The sequence below is a fragment of the Streptomyces sp. NPDC041713 genome, assembly GCF_055591085.1.
In genome coordinates this window covers 435,045-450,970 of the sequence record NZ_JBVIZY010000001.1, presented here as the reverse complement: position 1 = coordinate 450,970, position 15,926 = coordinate 435,045, and the positions used below count along the sequence as shown (strand labels likewise).

The window sequence follows — 15,926 nt, the reverse complement described above, 5'->3', positions numbered from 1 at the left end:
GCGTCCGAGCGTATGGCATGCGCCGGGCTTGAACGGTGACGTGGGCGCCGTGCGGGTAGGGGTTCCCCTCTCCCCACCGGGAACACTCCCGCCGCTCAGCGGCAGATGCATCCCACCCACCCGTTCACCCCGTGCGTGCGGGAGGGGGGTGGGGCGGGTGAGGTGCGCCGTGCCGCGCGGAGGCCATTTGTCCGGCGCCGGTCACGGGCGGGCGAGCCCTGCCCGTGCCCGGCGCCGCACGCAGCCGCCCCGCCAGGCCGCAGACGCAAACGCGCGGGAGGGGGCGTGGGGGTATGTGCGCACGGAGCACCGAGCACGCTGTAGCAATGTTGTCCGCGAGGCGTGGCGAACAGTGGATGGCGAGTACGCACATACCCCCGCGGCCCCGCACCCACAGACCGGCAGTAGGCGCAGGCCCAAGCCCCCACGCACCCGCACCAGCACCCGCACCCGCACCCGCACCCGCACCCAGAGAAGGACCCAAAGCGCAGCCGCCCACGCCCCCGTACCCTTTCGCAGGGGCCGCACCCCCTCCCCCATACCGTCCAAGGAGTCCGATCGTGCTCGTCCTGTTGCCGCCCTCCGAAGGCAAGGCCCCCTCCGGACGGGGTGCCCCGCTCAAGCCCGAGTCCCTCTCCCTCCCCGGGCTCACCGGCGCACGGCAGGCCGTTCTCGACGAGCTCGTCGAGTTGTGCGCCGCCGACGAGGAGAAGGCCCGCACCGTACTCGGCCTCAGCGAGGGCCTCCGCGCCGAAGTCGCCAAGAACACCGAGCTGCGCACGGCCGGCGCCCGCCCCGCCGGTGAGATCTACACCGGCGTCCTGTACGACGCCCTCGACCTCGCCACCCTCGACGCCGCCGCCAAGCGCCGCGCCGCCCGTTCGCTGCTCGTCTTCTCCGGGCTCTGGGGCGCCGTCGGCGTGAGCGACAAGATCCCCTCGTACCGCTGCTCGATGGGCGTGAAGCTCCCGGGACTCGGCGCGCTCGGCGCGTACTGGCGGGCGCCGATGGCCGAGGTCATGCCCGAGGCCGCCGGCGACGGCCTCGTCCTCGACCTGCGGTCGTCCGCGTACGCGGCCGCGTGGAAGCCGAAGGGCGACGTGGCCGGGCGGACCGCCACCGTCCGCGTGCTGCACGCGCAGATCGACGAGAAGACCGGCACCGAGAAGCGCTCCGTCGTCTCGCACTTCAACAAGGCGACCAAGGGACGCATCGTCCGCTCGCTCCTGGCCACCGGCACCCGGCCCGAGAACCCCGCCGAACTGGTCGAGGCGCTGCGGGACCTGGGCCACGTGGTCGAGGCGGAGGCCCCGGCCAAGGCGGGCAAGCCGTGGGCGCTCGACGTGGTGGTGCGCGAGATCCACTGACGAGAGCCGGCGGACCCCCACCTCCCCCACCCAACACGTTGCAGCATGCGCAACGACCTTTGCGCATGCTGCTCCCCTAGGGGCAGGATGCCCTCATGACCTCCTCCGCCTCCCGCAACCCCACGCCCACCCCCGCCTCCACCTCCGTCCTCGACCTCGCCCCCGTCGTCCCCGTGGTCGTCGTCTCGGACCTCGCCGACGCCGTGCCGATGGCGCGCGCACTCGTCGCGGGCGGGCTGCCCGCGATCGAGGTGACCCTGCGGACGCCCGTCGCGCTCGACGCGATCTCGGCCATCGCCGCCGAGGTGCCGGACGCGGTGGTCGGCGCGGGCACCGTGATCACGGCCCGCAACGTCTCCGACTCCGTGGAGGCCGGCGCCCGCTTCCTCGTCAGCCCCGGCTGGACGGACACGCTGCTCGACGCGATGCAGGGCTCGGGCGTGCCGTTCCTGCCGGGCGTCTCGACGACCTCGGAGGTCGTGGCGCTGCTCGAACGCGGCGTACGGGAGATGAAGTTCTTCCCGGCGGAGGCCGCCGGCGGCACGGCCTACCTCAAGTCGCTCGGCGCGCCGCTGCCGCAGGCCCGGTTCTGCCCGACGGGCGGCATCACGGCCGGCTCCGCGCCCTCGTACCTGGCGCTGGACAACGTCGGCTGCGTGGGCGGCAGTTGGATGCTCCCCGCCGACGCAGTGGCGGCCAAGGACTGGGCCCGCGTCGAGTCGCTGGCACGCGAGGCGGCGGCCCTCCGCCAGGACGGCTGACAGCCAGCGGCCGGCGGCTGGCGGCTGGCGACCAGCGATCAGCGGCCTACGTCAACGCAGGTGCGACGTGTCGTTGAGGAGCCGTACCGACGCGTTGCCGTCGGCGTAGTACGCCACCGCCGACACCGACGCCGCCGCGAGCTCCATGCGGAACAGCGACTCCGGCGGCGCGCCGAGCGCGAGCCGCACCAGCGTCTTGATGGGCGTGACGTGCGTGACGAGCAGGACCGTACGCCCCGCGTACGCCGCCGCGAGCCGGTCGCGCGCCGCCGCGACCCGGTCGGCGACCGCCGCGAAGGACTCGCCGCCGGGCGGCGCCGCGTCCGGCGAGGCCAGCCAGGCGTTCAGCTCCTGCGGCCCGCGCTCCCGCACCTCGCCGAAGGTCAGCCCCTCCCAGGCGCCGAAGTCCGTCTCGCGCAGGTCCTCGTCGAGGTGTACGTCGAGTCCGAGGCGGGCGGCGACGATGCGTGCGGTCTCCTGGCAGCGCCTGAGCGGTGAGGAGACGACCGCCTGGATCGTGCCGCGCGCGGCGAAGGCGGCCGCCGCACGCTCGGCCTGCGCACGGCCCACGTCGGAGAGGGACGGGTCGCTGCCGCCGCTCCCGGAGAACCGCTTCTCCGGCGTCAGCGGGGTCTCGCCGTGCCGCAGCAGGACGAAGGTCGCGGGGGCACCCAGATCGGCGGGCGCGGCCCAGCCGACCGGCGGAACGGCGGCACTGCGCGCGGCCCGGGCGTCAGCGCCGTCGACCTCGTTCGCCCCGACTCCGGTACGGGCACCCGTACTCGTATCGGCACCAGTACCCGCGTCCGCGCCCGTACTCGTACGAGTAGCAGCCAGACCCGCTCGCACCCGAGCCGCCCCCGCCACCGCGTCCCCCGGAGGCCCCGCCTCCGTCGGAGGCCCCGCCGGCTCCGCCGCCGCCCGCGCCGCCCGCGTGTCCAGCTCCGCCGTCGACCCCGACGGCGACCACCGCTCGCCCCGCTTGCCCGCGTCCATCGCCTCGTTGGCGAGCCGGTCCGCGTGCTTGTTCTGGGCGCGGGGGATCCACTCGTACGTCACCCGGGACGAGGGGTAGACCCCCGCGGCCTCCGCGGCGAGCGGCTTCATGTCGGGGTGCTTGATCTTCCAGCGGCCCGACATCTGCTCGACGACGAGCTTGGAGTCCATGCGGACGTGCACCGAGGCGGCCGGGTCCAGTCGGTGGGCCGCCTTGAGGCCGGCCACCAGGCCCTTGTACTCGGCGACGTTGTTCGTCGCGACGCCGATGTACTCGGCGGCCTCCGCGAGGGTCTCCCCCGTGGCCGCGTCGATGACGACGGAGCCGTACCCGGCGGGCCCCGGGTTGCCCCGCGACCCCCCATCGGCCTCGACGATGAACTCCCGCTCGGAGGACTGCCGGTCGGAGGACTCCCGCTGGGACGGCATGACGGGCCGGTCCCTACAGGCCGGACTCGGACGTACGGACCAGGATGCGACGGCAGTTCTCGCATCGCAGCACGGTGTCCGCGGACGCCGCCTTCACCTCGTTGACCTCGGTGATGTTGAGCTCCAGGCGGCAGCCCTCGCAGCGCCGCTGGTAGAGCTTGGCGGCGCCGACGCCGCCCTCCTTCTCGCGGAGCTTGTCGTACAGCTTGAGCAGGTCGGCCGGGACCGAGCCCGCCACGACCTCGCGCTCCTTGCCGACCGTGGCGGCCTCGCCGTCGATCTCCTCGAACGCGGCGTCGCGGCGGCCCGTGGCGTCGTCGATCTTCGACTGGACCGAGGAGACCCGCTCGGTGAGCTCGGCGACGCGCTCCTGCGCGGACTCGCGGCGCTCCATGACCTCGAGGACGACGTCCTCCAGGTCACCCTGACGTTTGGCCAGCGAGGTGATCTCCCGCTGGAGGTTCTCCAGGTCCTTGGGGGAGGTGACGGCGCCGGAGTCCAGGCGCTGCTGGTCGCGGACCGCGCGCTGACGGACCTGGTCGACGTCCTGCTCCGCCTTGGTCTGCTCGCGGGCGCAGTCGCTCTCCTCGGTGGTCGAGGCGACGAGCAGGTCACGCAGCTGCGTGAGGTCCTTGGTCAGCGACTCGATCTCGGCGTGCTCGGGCAGGGACTTCTTCTTGTGCGCGAGCTGCTGCAGGCGGGTGTCCAGGTCCTGGACGTCCAGCAGGCGGATCTGGTCGGCGGGCGCGGCGTTCAGTTGGGGGCTCCTGTTGAGTCGTGGTGAGAGGCGTGGGAGGCCGCGTGGGCGGTCCAGGGGTCGGTGACCGTCTTCGAGACGTGGACGCGAAGGTCCCATCCGTTCCGGTCGGAGATCTCGTCGAGCTGGGCTGCGGCCAGCTCGCACCAGGGCCACTCGGTGGCCCAGTGCGCGGCGTCGAGCAGCGCGAGGGGGGTGCGTTCGCGGGCCTCGGACGCCGGGTGGTGGCGCAGGTCCGCGGTGAGGAAGGCGTCGACGCCCGCGGCGCGCACGTCGTCGAAGAGGCTGTCGCCGGAACCGCCGCTGACGGCGATGGTGTGGACGAGCGCGTCCGGGTCGCCGGCGATCCGGATGCCCTGGGCGGTGGCGGGCAGCCGCTTCGCGGCGCGCTCGGCCAGCTCGCTCAGCGGCAGCGGGTGTTCGAGCTCGCAGATCCGGCCGAGCCCGCGGCGGCCCCGCGGGTCGGTGGGGTCGGGTACGAGGGGGCGCAGGATCCGCAGGTCGAGCGCGCCCGCGAGGGCGTCCGAGACGCCCGGGTCGGCGCGGTCGGCGTTGGTGTGCGCGACGTGCAGCGCGACGTCGTGCTTGATCAGGTCGTGGACGACCCGGCCCTTGAAGGTGGACGCCGCGACCGTCGTCGTACCCCGCAGATAGAGGGGGTGGTGGGTGACCAGGAGCTGGGCTCCGAGCGCGACCGCCTCGTCGGCGATCTCCTGGACGGGGTCGACGGCGAAGAGCACCCGGGAGACCTCCGTCTCGGGGTCTCCGCAGACCGTGCCGACCGCGTCCCAGCTCTCGGCGAGATCGGCGGGCCACAGGGCGTCGAGCGCGGCGATGACTTCAGACAGACGGGGCACGGAGAAAGGCTACCTTCCCGCTGCGCTCGGCATGTCGGGCGTCACTTACGGCTACGGGGCTGCTACCGCGTGGCTCCGCCACGGGTGGGCCCGCCACGTGGGTGGGCCCGGCGGCCTGCTCGGCTTGCGCAGGGGCGCGGGGGCGTCTGCCTGGAGGGGTGGTGGATGCGGCTGCGGGTGCGATGTGGTTGTTCGCGCCGTTCCCCGCGCCCCTTACGGGGCACCGCCCTGCCGTACGGCTGCGGGTCAGTCGTGGTTGCTCGCGCCGTTCCCCGCGCCCCTTACGGGGCACCGCCCCGCCGTACGGCTGCGGGTCAGTCGTGGTTGCTCGCGCCGTTCCTCGCGCCCCCTTACGGGGCGCAGCACACGTGGTCCTTTTCGTTCAGGCGAATCCGGGGATCGCCACACTTCTGTGTGAAGCGGACGGTCGTCGGTGCCACGTCAGTGCGTACGAAAACTAGCTTCGGGGCCGGAGGTGACACCCACGATGACTGCGCCACCAGCGCCGCCACCGATCCAGGCCCCGCCCCAGGCTCCGGCTCGGCCCCCGGCCCAGGCCCCGATCCGCGTCCACGTACCCGCCCGTCCCGCGGGGTGCACGATCTCGGCGGACGGGTCGTACGCCGCACGTCTCGCCCGCGCCGCCGGCGCCCCGGACTCCTGGTACCCCGAGCGCTGGACCCTCGGCCCCCACGAGCCGTACGCCGTGCCGCTGCCCGGCAATCAGCCCGAGGAGCCGTCCACCGAGGTGCTCCCGATGGGCGACGGCCGGGTGCTCATCCACCGCGTGGCGGGCGAGCGGCACGTCTTCACCCTGCTCTACCCGACGGGCCCGGGCACCGGCGAGGTGCCGCTCGGGGCCGTGGAGTGCGGCGAGTTGAACCTGCTGCCGCCCGCGCCCGGCGGCACCCGCGCGTACGCGCTCGCCCCCGGCGCGGGCTCCTCGGACATCTGGCTGGTGGCGGGCGGCTCCTTCGGGCCCGAGCACCTCGCCGCCGTGCCCGGCCGCTGCTCGGGCGGCGTCTGGCTGGACGGTACGGACCGCATGCTCGCCCTCGACCGTGAGCTGGACGGCCGCACCAAGACGGTGGCGGTGGACCTGGAGCGCGGCGGCGAGGTCTCCCCGCTCCTGCAGATCTCCGAGGAGAGCGACGACCGGCTGCTCCTCGCCGACGCGGGCAGCGGTCTGCTCCTCATCCGCTCCGACGCGCCGGGCACGCGGCGGCTCGGCTGGGGCGTCCTCGGCGGTACGCGGCCGGTGCGGTTCCCCGAGTGCCTGCGGCTGCCGGAGCTGACGGTCACGCCGTTCGCCGTCCAGCCGGGGCAGGTGCTGACGCCGGAGTCGTGCGCGGTGGCGCTGCGGATCGACGGGCCGGTGGCGGGACGGGATGGGGATGGCGCCGGTGCCGGCCGCGGTCCCGGGGGTGGCGGTACCTGGCTCGGGCTCTGGCGGCCCGCCGACCGGCAATTGCACCAACTCCCCGCCCCCGACGGGTGGTTGACCGGGTCCGGCTGGTGGACCGCGGACGGGACCCTGTGCCTGCCGTACGCGACGGCGGCGACGCCGTGCGGGGTGGCGAGGATGACGATGCCCGCGCCCACGACCGTCGCGGAGGCTCCCCCGTCCGCCTCCCCCGCACCGCTCGCGGCGGACCCCCCGCCGGATCCCCCGGCGCCGGCGGCCCCACGCCCCGTACCCCTGCAGCAGGCACCCCTAGGGGGGCGGCAGGCGGGCGGTTAGACTCGCTCGGCTGTACGAACGATCTTCACTACGGGGTGAATGGCTTGACGACGACCGAGAGCGTCACGGAGACACAGCGGAACACCGCACGGCAGATGGCATCGACCGCGCCCACCGGCGCGGGGAACGGGGCCGGCAGGCACCGCGGCCCGGTGGCCGAGCACGACGAGGCGACGGCGCCGCGGGGGCGGCACCGCAGGCAGGACCATCAGTCCTGACCCACGCGTTCAGTCCTGAGCCACGCGTTCAGTCCTGATCCACGCGTTCAGTCCTGATCCACACGTCGCGGCGACACGCCGCAGAAAGGTCTCGCCCCTGAGTCGTCACGAGCGACTCAGGGGCGAGCCCCTTTTTCACACCCGCTACTGCCCCCGCTTCAGCCCGAGCACCTCCGCCGCCGCGAACGTCTCGTTCGGCGGTCGGTCCGCGTAGTACGGGGAGATCGCCTCGTCCAGCTCGTCGAAGGTGAACGTCTCCTTCGCCGAGTCGAACTTCGCCGCCACCCGCGGCCGTTCGACGATCGCGACCATTCCGCCGTGCACGACGAGCAGTTGGCCGTTGACCTTGGCGGCGGCGGGCGAGGACAGGTAGCCCACGAGCGGTGCGACGTGCTCGGGCGCGAGGGGGTCGAGGCGGCCGCCCGTCGGCTCGGCGAAACCGGCGAAGACGTCCTCGGTCATCCGCGTACGGGCCCGGGGGCAGATGGCGTTGGCCGTCACCCCGTACTTGGCGAGGGCCAGCGCCGTCGACGTCGTCAGGCCGACGATGCCGCCCTTCGCCGCCGCGTAGTTGGGCTGGCCCGCCGATCCGGCCAGGAACGCCTCGGAGGAGGTGTTGACGATCCGGCCGTAGACCGGGCCACCCGCCGCCTTGGACCGTTCCCGCCAGTGCGCCGACGCGAAGTGGGTCGTGTTGAAGTGGCCCTTGAGGTGGACGTGGATGACCGAGTCCCATTCGGCCTCGCTCATCGAGAAGATCATCCGGTCCCGCAGGATGCCCGCGTTGTTGACCAGGATGTCGAGCTTCCCGTAGGTGTCGATCGCCAACTGGACGAGCGCGCGGGCCTGTTCGTGGTCCGCGACGTCGCCGGTGTGGGCGGTCGCCTGCCCGCCCGCCGCCCGGATCTCCGCGGCGACCTCCTCGGCGGGCGCCGCCGACGCCTCGCCCGAGCCGTCGCGGCCGGACTGCCCGAAGTCGTTGACGACGACGCTCGCGCCGAGCCGGGCCAGTTCCAGGGCCTCGGCGCGCCCGAGCCCGCGGCCGGCGCCGGTCACGATCGCGGACAGGCCGTCAAGTGGCAGTGACATCGAAGCCCCTTCGAAGCTGGCTGGGTGGGTGAGGGGGACGGATGGGTGGATGGGTGGATGGCTGCGGCGGCGTCGGTGGCCGTGTCAGATCTCGATGCAGGTGCGCAGCGCCGCGCCCGTCCGCATCTGGTCCAACGCCTCGTTGATCTCGGCGAGTTTGACGCGGTGCGTGATGAGGCCCGCCAGGTCGATGCGGCCGGCCCGCCAGAGCGCGATGGCCCGCTCGTACGAGGTGAGGACGTCGCCGCCGCCGTACATGGAGGGCAGGATGCGCTTCTCGTCGAAGAAGAGCTCGAACATGTTGAGCTGCAGATGGTCGTCCATCGCCCCGGCGCCGACGACGCACAGCGTGCCGCCGCGCCGCGTCGTCTCGTACGCCGTGCGGGCCGTGGCCGACTTGCCGACGACCTCGAAGACGTAGTCGAAGCCCTCGCCCGCGGTGATCCGCTGCTTGGCGTCGGCCAGTTCGTCGGGTGCGACCGCCTCGGTGGCGCCGAACCTGAGCGCCGCCTCCCGGCGTGAGGCGACCGGGTCGACGGCGACGATCTGCGCGGCGCCCTTGAGCCGGGCGCCCTGGATCGCGGAGATGCCCACGCCGCCGCAGCCGACCACGGCCACCGACGAACCGGCCGCCACGTCCGCGGTGTTGATCGCCGCGCCGAGCCCGGTCGTCACCCCGCAGCCGATCAGCGCGGCGATGTCGAAGGGCACGTCGTCGGGGATCGGCACGGCGCACCCGGCGTCGACGACGACCTCCTCGGCGAAGGTGCCGGTGCCCGCGAAGCCGAACACGTCGGAACTGTCGCCGGAGCGCTTGAAGTTGGGGGTGCCCGCGTTCATGAACCCGGCGAGACAGAGCTGGGTCTGGCCGCGCTTGCAGGCGGGGCAGGCGCCGCAGGCGGGCAGCCAGCAGAGCAGGACGCGGTCGCCCTGGGCGAGGCCGGTCACGCCGTCGCCGACGTCGACTATCTCGCCCGCGCCCTCGTGGCCGGGGATGAAGGGGGCGGGCTGCGGCAGCACGCCGTTCATCGCGGAGAGGTCGGAGTGGCAGAGCCCGGTGGCCCGGACCCGGATCTTCACCTTGCCCGGCCCGAACCCCACCGTCTCGATGTCGTCGAGCACTTCGAGCTTGTCCTGGCCTGTCTCGTGCAGTACGGCTGCGCGCATGGTGCGGCTCCTCTCGTACGGAGATCCGGGCGGGCCCGAGCGGATTCGGGGGCGTCCGGACTGACTCAGGCGTGTTCGGCGTGTTCGGCGTGTTCGGCGTGTTCGGTGGGGCGGGCGTGTGCGACGGGGCGGGCGTATTCGTGGGTCAGGCGTATTCGACGACCGTGTCGGCGAGGACCGGCGCGTCGTCCCGTTCGACGGCGGTGACCGTGGCCTGCACCCGGCCCTCCGTCCGCCACATGCGGATCCGCAGGGTCTCGCCGGGGAAGACGACGCCCGCGAACCGGGTGCTGTAGCCGCGCACACGGGACACATCACCGTCGAGCCGGGTGTCGACGATGTCCTTGAGGGTCATCCCGTAGGTGCACAGGCCGTGCAGGATCGGCTTGTCGAAGCCGGCGAGCGCGGCGAACTCGGGGTCGGCGTGCAGCGGGTTCCAGTCCCCGGAGAGGCGGTAGAGGAGGGCCTGGTCCTCGCGGATCGGCCGCTCGACCTCCAGGTCCGGGTCGCCCTCGGGGGCGGGGAGGCGGGTGGAGGGGCCCCGGTCGCCGCCGAACCCGCCCTCACCGCGTACGAAGATCTGCGCGTCGCTCGTCCACAACGGCCCCTCGCCGTCCGCGACTTCGGTCCGGAGGACGAGGATCGCGGCCTTGCCCTTGTCGTACACCGCGGCGACCCGGGCGGTGCTGACGGCCTCGCCCTTGACGGGGATGGGGCGGTGCAGCGTGATGCTCTGGCCGCCGTGCAGGACGGCGGCCAGGTCCACCTCGATGCCGGGCGCGGAGAGACCGCCGACGACGCCCATGCCCGCGCCCGCGACGGTGGCGAAGCTGGGCAGGACGTGCAGCCGGGACTCCAGGGTGTAGCGCAGCTCGGCCGGGTCGGTGGCGGGCCGTCCGGCACCGAGGCCCAGGTGGTAGAGCTGGACGTCCTTGTGGTCCCAGGCGATCTCGGCGGACCGGGGCTCGGCGGCCACGGCCTTCTCTGCGTCGATGGGCATGTGGTGGCAGCTCCTTGGGGCCGACGGCACGCACGCAGTGCGTCGTGTGGGTCAAGACCTCGGTGCGACCGTCCGCACCGTCGGCCGCACCGAGGTCGCATCTGGGCCGGAGGGCGGGCCCGCGGGACCCACCCGGTTCTAGAACGCGTTCCAGTCCGGCGCACCCATGTATAGCCGAGGCCGGAGGACTTGTGAAGTCTCCTGACGTCACGTCAGATTCGTTGCGCGGTCACCTTGTTGTTCGGCCGATCCGCTGCTCGGTCGATCAGTGGTCCGGCGGCGGTGACATTTGTACCGGTCGAGACCGTACGGCTGGCTCTGCCGCCCGGCCGCCCCGGATTCGTACCGTCGTGGCATGACACAGACAACCGGCACGGACACCGACAGTCCCGACACCGGCATGGGCATGGGCACCAGCACCGGCACCGGCACGGGCCCCGACCCCGCCGGCCCCGGGACCGGGCCCGCCGTCACCTTCGACGGCGCCGTCAAGGCCTTCGGTCCCGTACGCGCCGTGGACGGCGTGGACCTGGAGATCCGGCGCGGTGAGACCGTCGCCCTGCTCGGCCGCAACGGCGCCGGCAAGTCCACCGCGCTCTCCCTGCTCCTCGGCCTGAACGAGCCCGACGCGGGCACGGTGCGGCTCTTCGGGCGCGCCCCGGCGCGGGCCGTGGCCGCCGGGCAGGTCGGGGCGATGCTGCAGGAGGGCCGGCAGGTCCCGCGCGTCACCGTCCGCGAACTGGTCGCCTTCGTCGCGCAGACGTATCCGGCGCCGATGCCCGTCGACCGGGCCCTCGCCCTCGCGGGCATCGCCGAACTCGGCGGACGGCGCGCCGACCGGCTCTCCGGGGGCCAGTCGCAGCGCGTGCGGTTCGCCGTGGCGCTCGCCGGGGACCCCGCGCTGCTCGCGCTCGACGAGCCGACCGCCGCCCTCGACGTGGAGGCACGGCACGCCTTCTGGACCTCGATGCGCTCCTACGCGCGGCGCGGCCACACCGTCCTGTTCTCCACCCACTACCTGGAGGAGGCCGACGCGCACGCCGACCGGATCGTCGTCATCGACCGCGGCCGGATCGTCGCCGACGGCACCGGGGACGCGCTGCGGCGCGCGGCGGGCGGCAGCCTCGTCTCCTTCGACCTGGCGGGCGGGGGCACGGCCGGGCTGACCGGGCTGCCCGGGGTGCTCGCCCTGGAGGTGCGCGGCGACCGGGCCCTGCTGCGCAGCGACGACTCCGACGCGACGGTACGGGCGCTCGCCGCGCGGGACGCGATCCGCGGCCTCGCGGTCGCGCCGGCCTCCCTGGAGGACGCCTTCCTGGCGCTCACCTCCGCCCACGGCCCCTCCCCGGCCGCTCCGACGGCCGCTCCGACGGCTCCCACCGCTCTGGAGGCGCTCTGATGTTCGCCTATCTCCGGCTCGAGATCCGCAGGACGCTGCGCGACCCTGGATATGTGATCTCGGCGGTCGCGATGCCGGTGCTGATGTATCTGCTGTTCACCAACATCGGCGGGGACGACGGACAGGGCGACTGGAAGGCCCAGTCCATGATCGGCATGGCGGCGTACGGGGCGCTGGGCGCGGCCATGAACACCGGTACCGGCGTCGCCGAGGACAAGACCATCGGCTGGCTGCGGCAGCTGCGGGTCACGCCGATGTCTTCGCGTGCGGTGGTCGCGGGCCGGGCCCTGAACGGTTCCGTCACGGTGCTCCCCTCGATCGTCACCGTGTTCGCCGCGGGCGGCCTGGTCAACGGGGTGCGCATGGACGCCTGGCAGTGGGCGGCCGCCACGCTGCTGCTCTGGCTCGGATCGCTGCCCTTCACCCTCCTCGGGCTCGGCAACGGCTACCGCCTCACCGCCCAGTCGACCGGCGTCGTCAACGTCGCCTGCTACCTGGGGCTCGCGGTGCTCGGCGGGCTGTGGTTCCCGATCGCCCTCTTCCCGCACTGGCTGCGCGCCGTCGCCGACTACACGCCCACGCACCGGTTCGCGGAGCTCGGGGTCGCGGTGACGGAGGGTGGCGTGCCAGGGTTCGCCACGGTCGCCGTACTGCTCTGCTGGCTGCTGGCGTTCGGTTCGTACGCTGTGGTCTCGTACTGGCGGTCCGCGCGCACCGCGGCCGCCTGAGGCGGTGCGACGCATGCGCAGCGGGTACGCCGTGCACACTGTGCGCGGGGAGCGAGAACGGGGAACGCCGATGTCCGGGGATGAGCCGAGGTCCGGGGACGAGCCGAGGTCCGGGCATGAGCCGATGTCCGGGGACGAGCCGATGTCCGAGAAGAGGCCCGGGGCCAAGAGGCACGGGGCCGGGGGGCACGGGCTCGGCCGCCGTGTGCGCGAGTGGCAGGCCGCCCGTACCGAGTGGAAGAGCGCCCGCGACGTGTGGAAGGCGGAGTACCGGCGGGACAAGGCCGCCCGGCGGAAGGGGTGCGGTCCGCGCTCGGAGGTCGAGCGGTTCGGGCCGCCGCCGACCGGCTTCGCGCTGCTGCCCTGGCTGCTGATGGGCCTGGGCGCGGTCTCCCACCTCCTCCAGGGCGAGACCCCGAACCCCTGGATCGGCGTCATCGGGCTCCTCGTCTTCAACTCCCTCTACGTGTTCCTGGCGTTCCGCGCCTTCGACAAGCGGAGGCGCAGGGACCGTTCCACGCTGGTCGCGCTGATCGCGCTGGGCCTGCTGACCGTGGGGCTCGCCGCCGGGTACGGCGGCAACTGGCTGCTCTTCTTCCCGCTGCTCGGCCTCGCGGCGGGCGCGATCGTGCGCGGCCGCGGGCTCGGGCCGATCGGGCTGGGCCTGAGCGCGCTCGCGGGCGTCATCGGCGGGTTCAGGGACGGCTGGGGCGCGGTGAACGTCGCCTACGGCACGTTCCTTTCCACCATGGTGACGGCCGCGATCCTCTCGCTCTCCGAGGCGGTCCGCGAACTGCGCGACACCCGCGAGGAACTGGCCCGCACCGCCGTGGAGAAGGAACGCCTCCGCTTCTCCCGGGACCTGCACGACCTGCTCGGCCACACGCTGTCCGTGATCGTGGTCAAGGCGGAGGCGACCCGCCGCCTGGCCCCGCGCGACCTGGACGCGGCGCTCGGCCAGGTCTCCGACATCGAGTCCGTCGGCCGCCAGGCGCTCACCGAGATCCGCGAGGCCGTCACCGGCTACCGGGAGGGCAGTCTCGCCACGGAGCTCGACCGCGCCCGCGACCTCCTCGAGGCCGCCGGCATCGGCACGGTCGTCCGCCAGTCCGGCCCGCCGCTGGCCCCGCAGACCGCGGCCCTGCTCGGCTGGGTGGTCCGCGAGGCCGCCACCAACGTCGTACGGCACTCCGGCGCGGCCCACTGCGAGATCGAGGTCACCGGTACCTCCGAACGGACCCGCCTGACCGTCACGGACGACGGCCACGGGCTCGACTCCGGAGGCCAGGGGGCGGCCCCCGGCACACCTCACTCCGGCACGCCGGGCAGCGGCACGCTCGGATCCCGCACTCTGGGCGGCAGCACGCCGGGCAGCGGTCTCAAGGGGCTGGCCGAGCGCCTCGCCGCGGCAGGCGGCTCCCTCACCTCGGGCCCGGACACCCGCACCGGCTTCCGCGTCACGGCGACACTCCCGGTCACGGAGCCCCTCCCGCCCGACGCGAGCCCGGCCCCGGACTCGGACCGTGGCCCGACGGCGTCTCCCACGACCACCGCACGGTGACCGACCGCGCGGCCACCCGCCGTTGGCCGGTCTTCATTGGTGTGCCCAAGAGCCGCGACGCATGATGCCCGGCCGGATCACAGACGTGGTGTACGCACCAGGGCACCGGACCGTCGCCGTACTCTGACCCCGTGGAAGAGATGCCGCGGGAACAGCGCGCCGCCAAATCCGTGCGGGTCCTCCTCGCCGAGGACCAAGGCATGATGCGAGGCGCGCTCGCCCTGTTGTTGGGTATGGAGGAGGACATCGAGGTCGTCGCGCAGGTCGGCGCCGGCGATCAGATCGTCGACGCCGCGCTGTCCTCCCGGCCCGACGTGGCGCTGCTCGACATCGAGCTGCCGGGCCGCAGCGGTCTGGACGCCGCCGCCGATCTGCGTGAGGAGTGCCCCGACTGCCGGGTCCTCATCCTCACGACCTTCGGCCGCCCCGGCTATCTGCGCCGTGCCATGGAGGCCGGCGCGGTCGGGTTCCTGGTCAAGGACGGGCCAGTCGAGGACCTCGCCGAGGCGATCCGCCAGGCGCTGCGGGGTGAGACGGTCATCGACCCGGCGCTCGCCGCGGCCGCGCTCAGCGCCGGGCCGAGCCCGCTGACCGGCCGCGAGGCGGACGTCCTCAAGGCCTCCGTGGACGGCGCGACCGTCTCCGACATCGCGGGCAAGCTGCATCTGTCGGAGTCGACCGTGCGGAACTATCTTTCGGCGGCCATCGGCAAGACGGGGACGCGCAACCGGATGGAGGCGGTGCGGGAGGCGCGGCAGCGGGGGTGGCTCTAGCGGTTGCCCTCCCGGGGTGGGCGCGGTTCATCACCGGTCCGCCGAGTTCGTCCTCAAGCGCCGGACGGGCTTCAACTCCCCCGCCCGCCCGGCGACCGGCGCCGCATGCTGCTCCCCCCCCTCCCCTCCACGTCGGGGGAACACCCGGTCCGTCCAAAACTGTTGCACCGACCGAGGGACCAGCGTCGCGCCGACGCCGTTCACGTAATTCCGCAGGAGGACTTCCTCATGAATGACCGGCCTCTGACGATCATGGCCGTCCACGCCCACCCCGACGACGAGGCCACCAGCACGGGCGGGATCCTCGCCCGGTACGCGGCGGAAGGCATCCGCACGGTGCTCGTGACCTGTACCGACGGCGGTTGCGGGGACGGGCCGGGAGGTTCCAAGCCGGGTGACCCCGGGCACGACCCCGCCACCGTCGCCGCGATGCGCCGCAAGGAGCTGGAGGCGAGCTGCGAGGTCCTGAAGATCAGCGATCTCGAGACGCTCGACTACGCCGACTCCGGGATGATGGGCTGGCCCAGCAACGATGCCCCGGGTTCCTTCTGGCGCACGCCCGTGGCGGAGGGCGCCGCCCGCCTCGCGGAGCTCATGCGGCACTACCGGCCCGACGTGGTCGTCACCTATGACGAGAACGGCTTCTACGGCCACCCCGACCACATTCAGGCCCACCGCATCACGATGGCGGCGCTGGAGCTGACCGGGCAGACGCCCAAGGTGTACTGGACGACGATGCCGCACTCGGGGATGCGCCGGTTCGGCGAGATCATGCGCGAGTTCAGCGAGGACATGCCGGAGCCGGACCCCGCCGAGGCCGCCGCGATGGCCGAGATCGGCCTGCCCGACGACGAGATCACCACGTGGGTGGAGACCACCGCGTTCAGCGGCCAGAAGTTCGACTCGCTGGCCGCGCACGCCAGTCAGGGCGAGAACATCTTCTTCCTCAAGATGGGCAAGGAGAGGTTCGGCGAGCTGATGGGCACGGAGACCTTCGTACGGGTCGAGGACGGCGCCCCCGTCGCCGTGTCCGAGGACACTCGCGAGGACGACCTCTTCGCCGGACTGCGCTGACGGGCACGC

At 73.4% G+C, this 15,926-nt stretch carries 15 protein-coding genes; 9 read left to right on the top strand and 6 right to left on the bottom strand.

Features of this window, described 5'->3' with window-relative positions:
- The first annotated feature begins 560 nt into the window (after positions 1–560).
- Together yaaA and eda are read left to right on the top strand one after the other, a co-directional pair.
- The gene (gene yaaA / locus ACZ6CV_RS01945) at positions 561–1,367 is read left to right on the top strand and encodes a peroxide stress protein YaaA (protein WP_469248853.1); all 807 of its coding nucleotides are present in this window, start codon (positions 561–563) and stop codon (positions 1,365–1,367) included.
- 95 nt (positions 1,368–1,462) lie between these two features.
- Positions 1,463–2,128: a bifunctional 4-hydroxy-2-oxoglutarate aldolase/2-dehydro-3-deoxy-phosphogluconate aldolase gene (eda, locus tag ACZ6CV_RS01940; RefSeq protein ID WP_469248851.1), complete on the top strand. Its 666-nt coding sequence runs from the start codon at positions 1,463–1,465 to the stop codon at positions 2,126–2,128.
- Positions 2,129–2,179: 51 nt separating this feature from the next.
- On the opposite strand, the gene ACZ6CV_RS01935 is transcribed toward eda, so the two are convergent.
- From ACZ6CV_RS01935 to ACZ6CV_RS01925, 3 genes are read right to left on the bottom strand one after another with little or no spacing between them, the layout of a single operon-like run.
- Positions 2,180–3,553 (bottom strand): bifunctional RNase H/acid phosphatase, encoded by a 1,374-nt coding sequence (locus ACZ6CV_RS01935; RefSeq protein ID WP_469248849.1) that lies wholly within the window; start codon positions 3,551–3,553, stop codon positions 2,180–2,182.
- Between the two features lie 13 nt (positions 3,554–3,566).
- Complete coding sequence (locus ACZ6CV_RS01930; RefSeq protein ID WP_362368300.1) at positions 3,567–4,310, bottom strand: zinc ribbon domain-containing protein; 744 nt, start codon at positions 4,308–4,310, stop codon at positions 3,567–3,569.
- Positions 4,307–5,167, bottom strand: a complete 861-nt coding sequence (locus ACZ6CV_RS01925) for a Nif3-like dinuclear metal center hexameric protein (RefSeq protein WP_469248847.1) — start codon at positions 5,165–5,167, stop codon at positions 4,307–4,309. The genes ACZ6CV_RS01930 and ACZ6CV_RS01925 overlap by 4 nt, the downstream gene beginning before the upstream one ends.
- 487 nt (positions 5,168–5,654) lie before the next feature.
- Between ACZ6CV_RS01925 and ACZ6CV_RS01920 the strand changes: the two genes are divergently transcribed.
- Together ACZ6CV_RS01920 and ACZ6CV_RS01915 are read left to right on the top strand one after the other, a co-directional pair.
- Positions 5,655–6,908, top strand: a complete 1,254-nt coding sequence (locus tag ACZ6CV_RS01920) for a hypothetical protein (protein ID WP_469248845.1) — start codon at positions 5,655–5,657, stop codon at positions 6,906–6,908.
- Positions 6,909–6,952: 44 nt separating this feature from the next.
- Positions 6,953–7,126: a hypothetical protein gene (locus ACZ6CV_RS01915; RefSeq protein ID WP_362367688.1), complete on the top strand. Its 174-nt coding sequence runs from the start codon at positions 6,953–6,955 to the stop codon at positions 7,124–7,126.
- Positions 7,127–7,270: 144 nt separating this feature from the next.
- Here the strand turns inward: ACZ6CV_RS01915 and ACZ6CV_RS01910 are convergent, their stop codons facing one another.
- From ACZ6CV_RS01910 to ACZ6CV_RS01900, 3 genes are all read right to left on the bottom strand, one after another.
- A complete protein-coding gene (locus ACZ6CV_RS01910) occupies positions 7,271–8,215 on the bottom strand; it encodes a 3-oxoacyl-ACP reductase (protein WP_469248843.1) in 945 nt (314 codons plus the stop codon).
- Positions 8,216–8,299: 84 nt separating this feature from the next.
- Positions 8,300–9,382, bottom strand: a complete 1,083-nt coding sequence (locus ACZ6CV_RS01905) for a Zn-dependent alcohol dehydrogenase (RefSeq protein WP_469248841.1) — start codon at positions 9,380–9,382, stop codon at positions 8,300–8,302.
- Positions 9,383–9,527: 145 nt separating this feature from the next.
- The gene (locus ACZ6CV_RS01900) at positions 9,528–10,382 is read right to left on the bottom strand and encodes a MaoC/PaaZ C-terminal domain-containing protein (RefSeq protein WP_469248839.1); all 855 of its coding nucleotides are present in this window, start codon (positions 10,380–10,382) and stop codon (positions 9,528–9,530) included.
- A 406-nt stretch (positions 10,383–10,788) separates the two neighbouring features.
- Here ACZ6CV_RS01900 and ACZ6CV_RS01895 point away from each other — a divergent pair, with 406 nt between their 5' ends.
- The 5 genes from ACZ6CV_RS01895 to ACZ6CV_RS01875 all read left to right on the top strand — a co-directional run bounded on the left by ACZ6CV_RS01895 (position 10,789) and on the right by ACZ6CV_RS01875 (position 15,917).
- Positions 10,789–11,781, top strand: coding sequence for an ABC transporter ATP-binding protein (locus tag ACZ6CV_RS01895; protein WP_469249595.1), 993 nt, complete (start codon positions 10,789–10,791; stop codon positions 11,779–11,781).
- Positions 11,781–12,509 carry an ABC transporter permease gene (locus ACZ6CV_RS01890; protein WP_469248837.1) on the top strand — a complete coding sequence of 243 codons (729 nt, stop codon included), beginning with the start codon at positions 11,781–11,783 and terminating at the stop codon, positions 12,507–12,509. Before ACZ6CV_RS01895 ends, ACZ6CV_RS01890 begins: the two co-directional genes overlap by 1 nt.
- Positions 12,510–12,651: 142 nt before the next feature.
- Entirely contained in the window at positions 12,652–14,070 is a 1,419-nt protein-coding gene (locus ACZ6CV_RS01885; RefSeq protein ID WP_469248835.1) for a histidine kinase, read from the top strand.
- Between the two features lie 140 nt (positions 14,071–14,210).
- A complete protein-coding gene (locus ACZ6CV_RS01880) occupies positions 14,211–14,843 on the top strand; it encodes a response regulator (RefSeq protein WP_469249594.1) in 633 nt (210 codons plus the stop codon).
- Positions 14,844–15,071: 228 nt separating this feature from the next.
- Positions 15,072–15,917, top strand: a complete 846-nt coding sequence (locus ACZ6CV_RS01875) for a PIG-L family deacetylase (RefSeq protein WP_469248833.1) — start codon at positions 15,072–15,074, stop codon at positions 15,915–15,917.
- The last annotated feature ends 9 nt before the right edge of the window (positions 15,918–15,926 follow it).

Excerpts from the sequence above, each read along its gene's own strand:
- eda (WP_469248851.1), top strand. The coding sequence starts at position 1,463 with ATGACCTCCTCCGCCTCCCGCAACCCCACGCCCACCCCCGCCTCCACC.
- ACZ6CV_RS01935 (WP_469248849.1), bottom strand. The coding sequence starts at position 3,553 with ATGCCGTCCCAGCGGGAGTCCTCCGACCGGCAGTCCTCCGAGCGGGAG.
- ACZ6CV_RS01920 (WP_469248845.1), top strand. The coding sequence starts at position 5,655 with ATGACTGCGCCACCAGCGCCGCCACCGATCCAGGCCCCGCCCCAGGCT.
- ACZ6CV_RS01910 (WP_469248843.1), bottom strand. The coding sequence starts at position 8,215 with ATGTCACTGCCACTTGACGGCCTGTCCGCGATCGTGACCGGCGCCGGC.
- ACZ6CV_RS01905 (WP_469248841.1), bottom strand. The coding sequence starts at position 9,382 with ATGCGCGCAGCCGTACTGCACGAGACAGGCCAGGACAAGCTCGAAGTG.
- ACZ6CV_RS01900 (WP_469248839.1), bottom strand. The coding sequence starts at position 10,382 with ATGCCCATCGACGCAGAGAAGGCCGTGGCCGCCGAGCCCCGGTCCGCC.
- ACZ6CV_RS01895 (WP_469249595.1), top strand. The coding sequence starts at position 10,789 with ATGGGCACCAGCACCGGCACCGGCACGGGCCCCGACCCCGCCGGCCCC.
- ACZ6CV_RS01890 (WP_469248837.1), top strand. The coding sequence starts at position 11,781 with ATGTTCGCCTATCTCCGGCTCGAGATCCGCAGGACGCTGCGCGACCCT.
- ACZ6CV_RS01885 (WP_469248835.1), top strand. The coding sequence starts at position 12,652 with ATGTCCGAGAAGAGGCCCGGGGCCAAGAGGCACGGGGCCGGGGGGCAC.
- ACZ6CV_RS01880 (WP_469249594.1), top strand. The coding sequence starts at position 14,211 with ATGCCGCGGGAACAGCGCGCCGCCAAATCCGTGCGGGTCCTCCTCGCC.
- ACZ6CV_RS01875 (WP_469248833.1), top strand. The coding sequence starts at position 15,072 with ATGAATGACCGGCCTCTGACGATCATGGCCGTCCACGCCCACCCCGAC.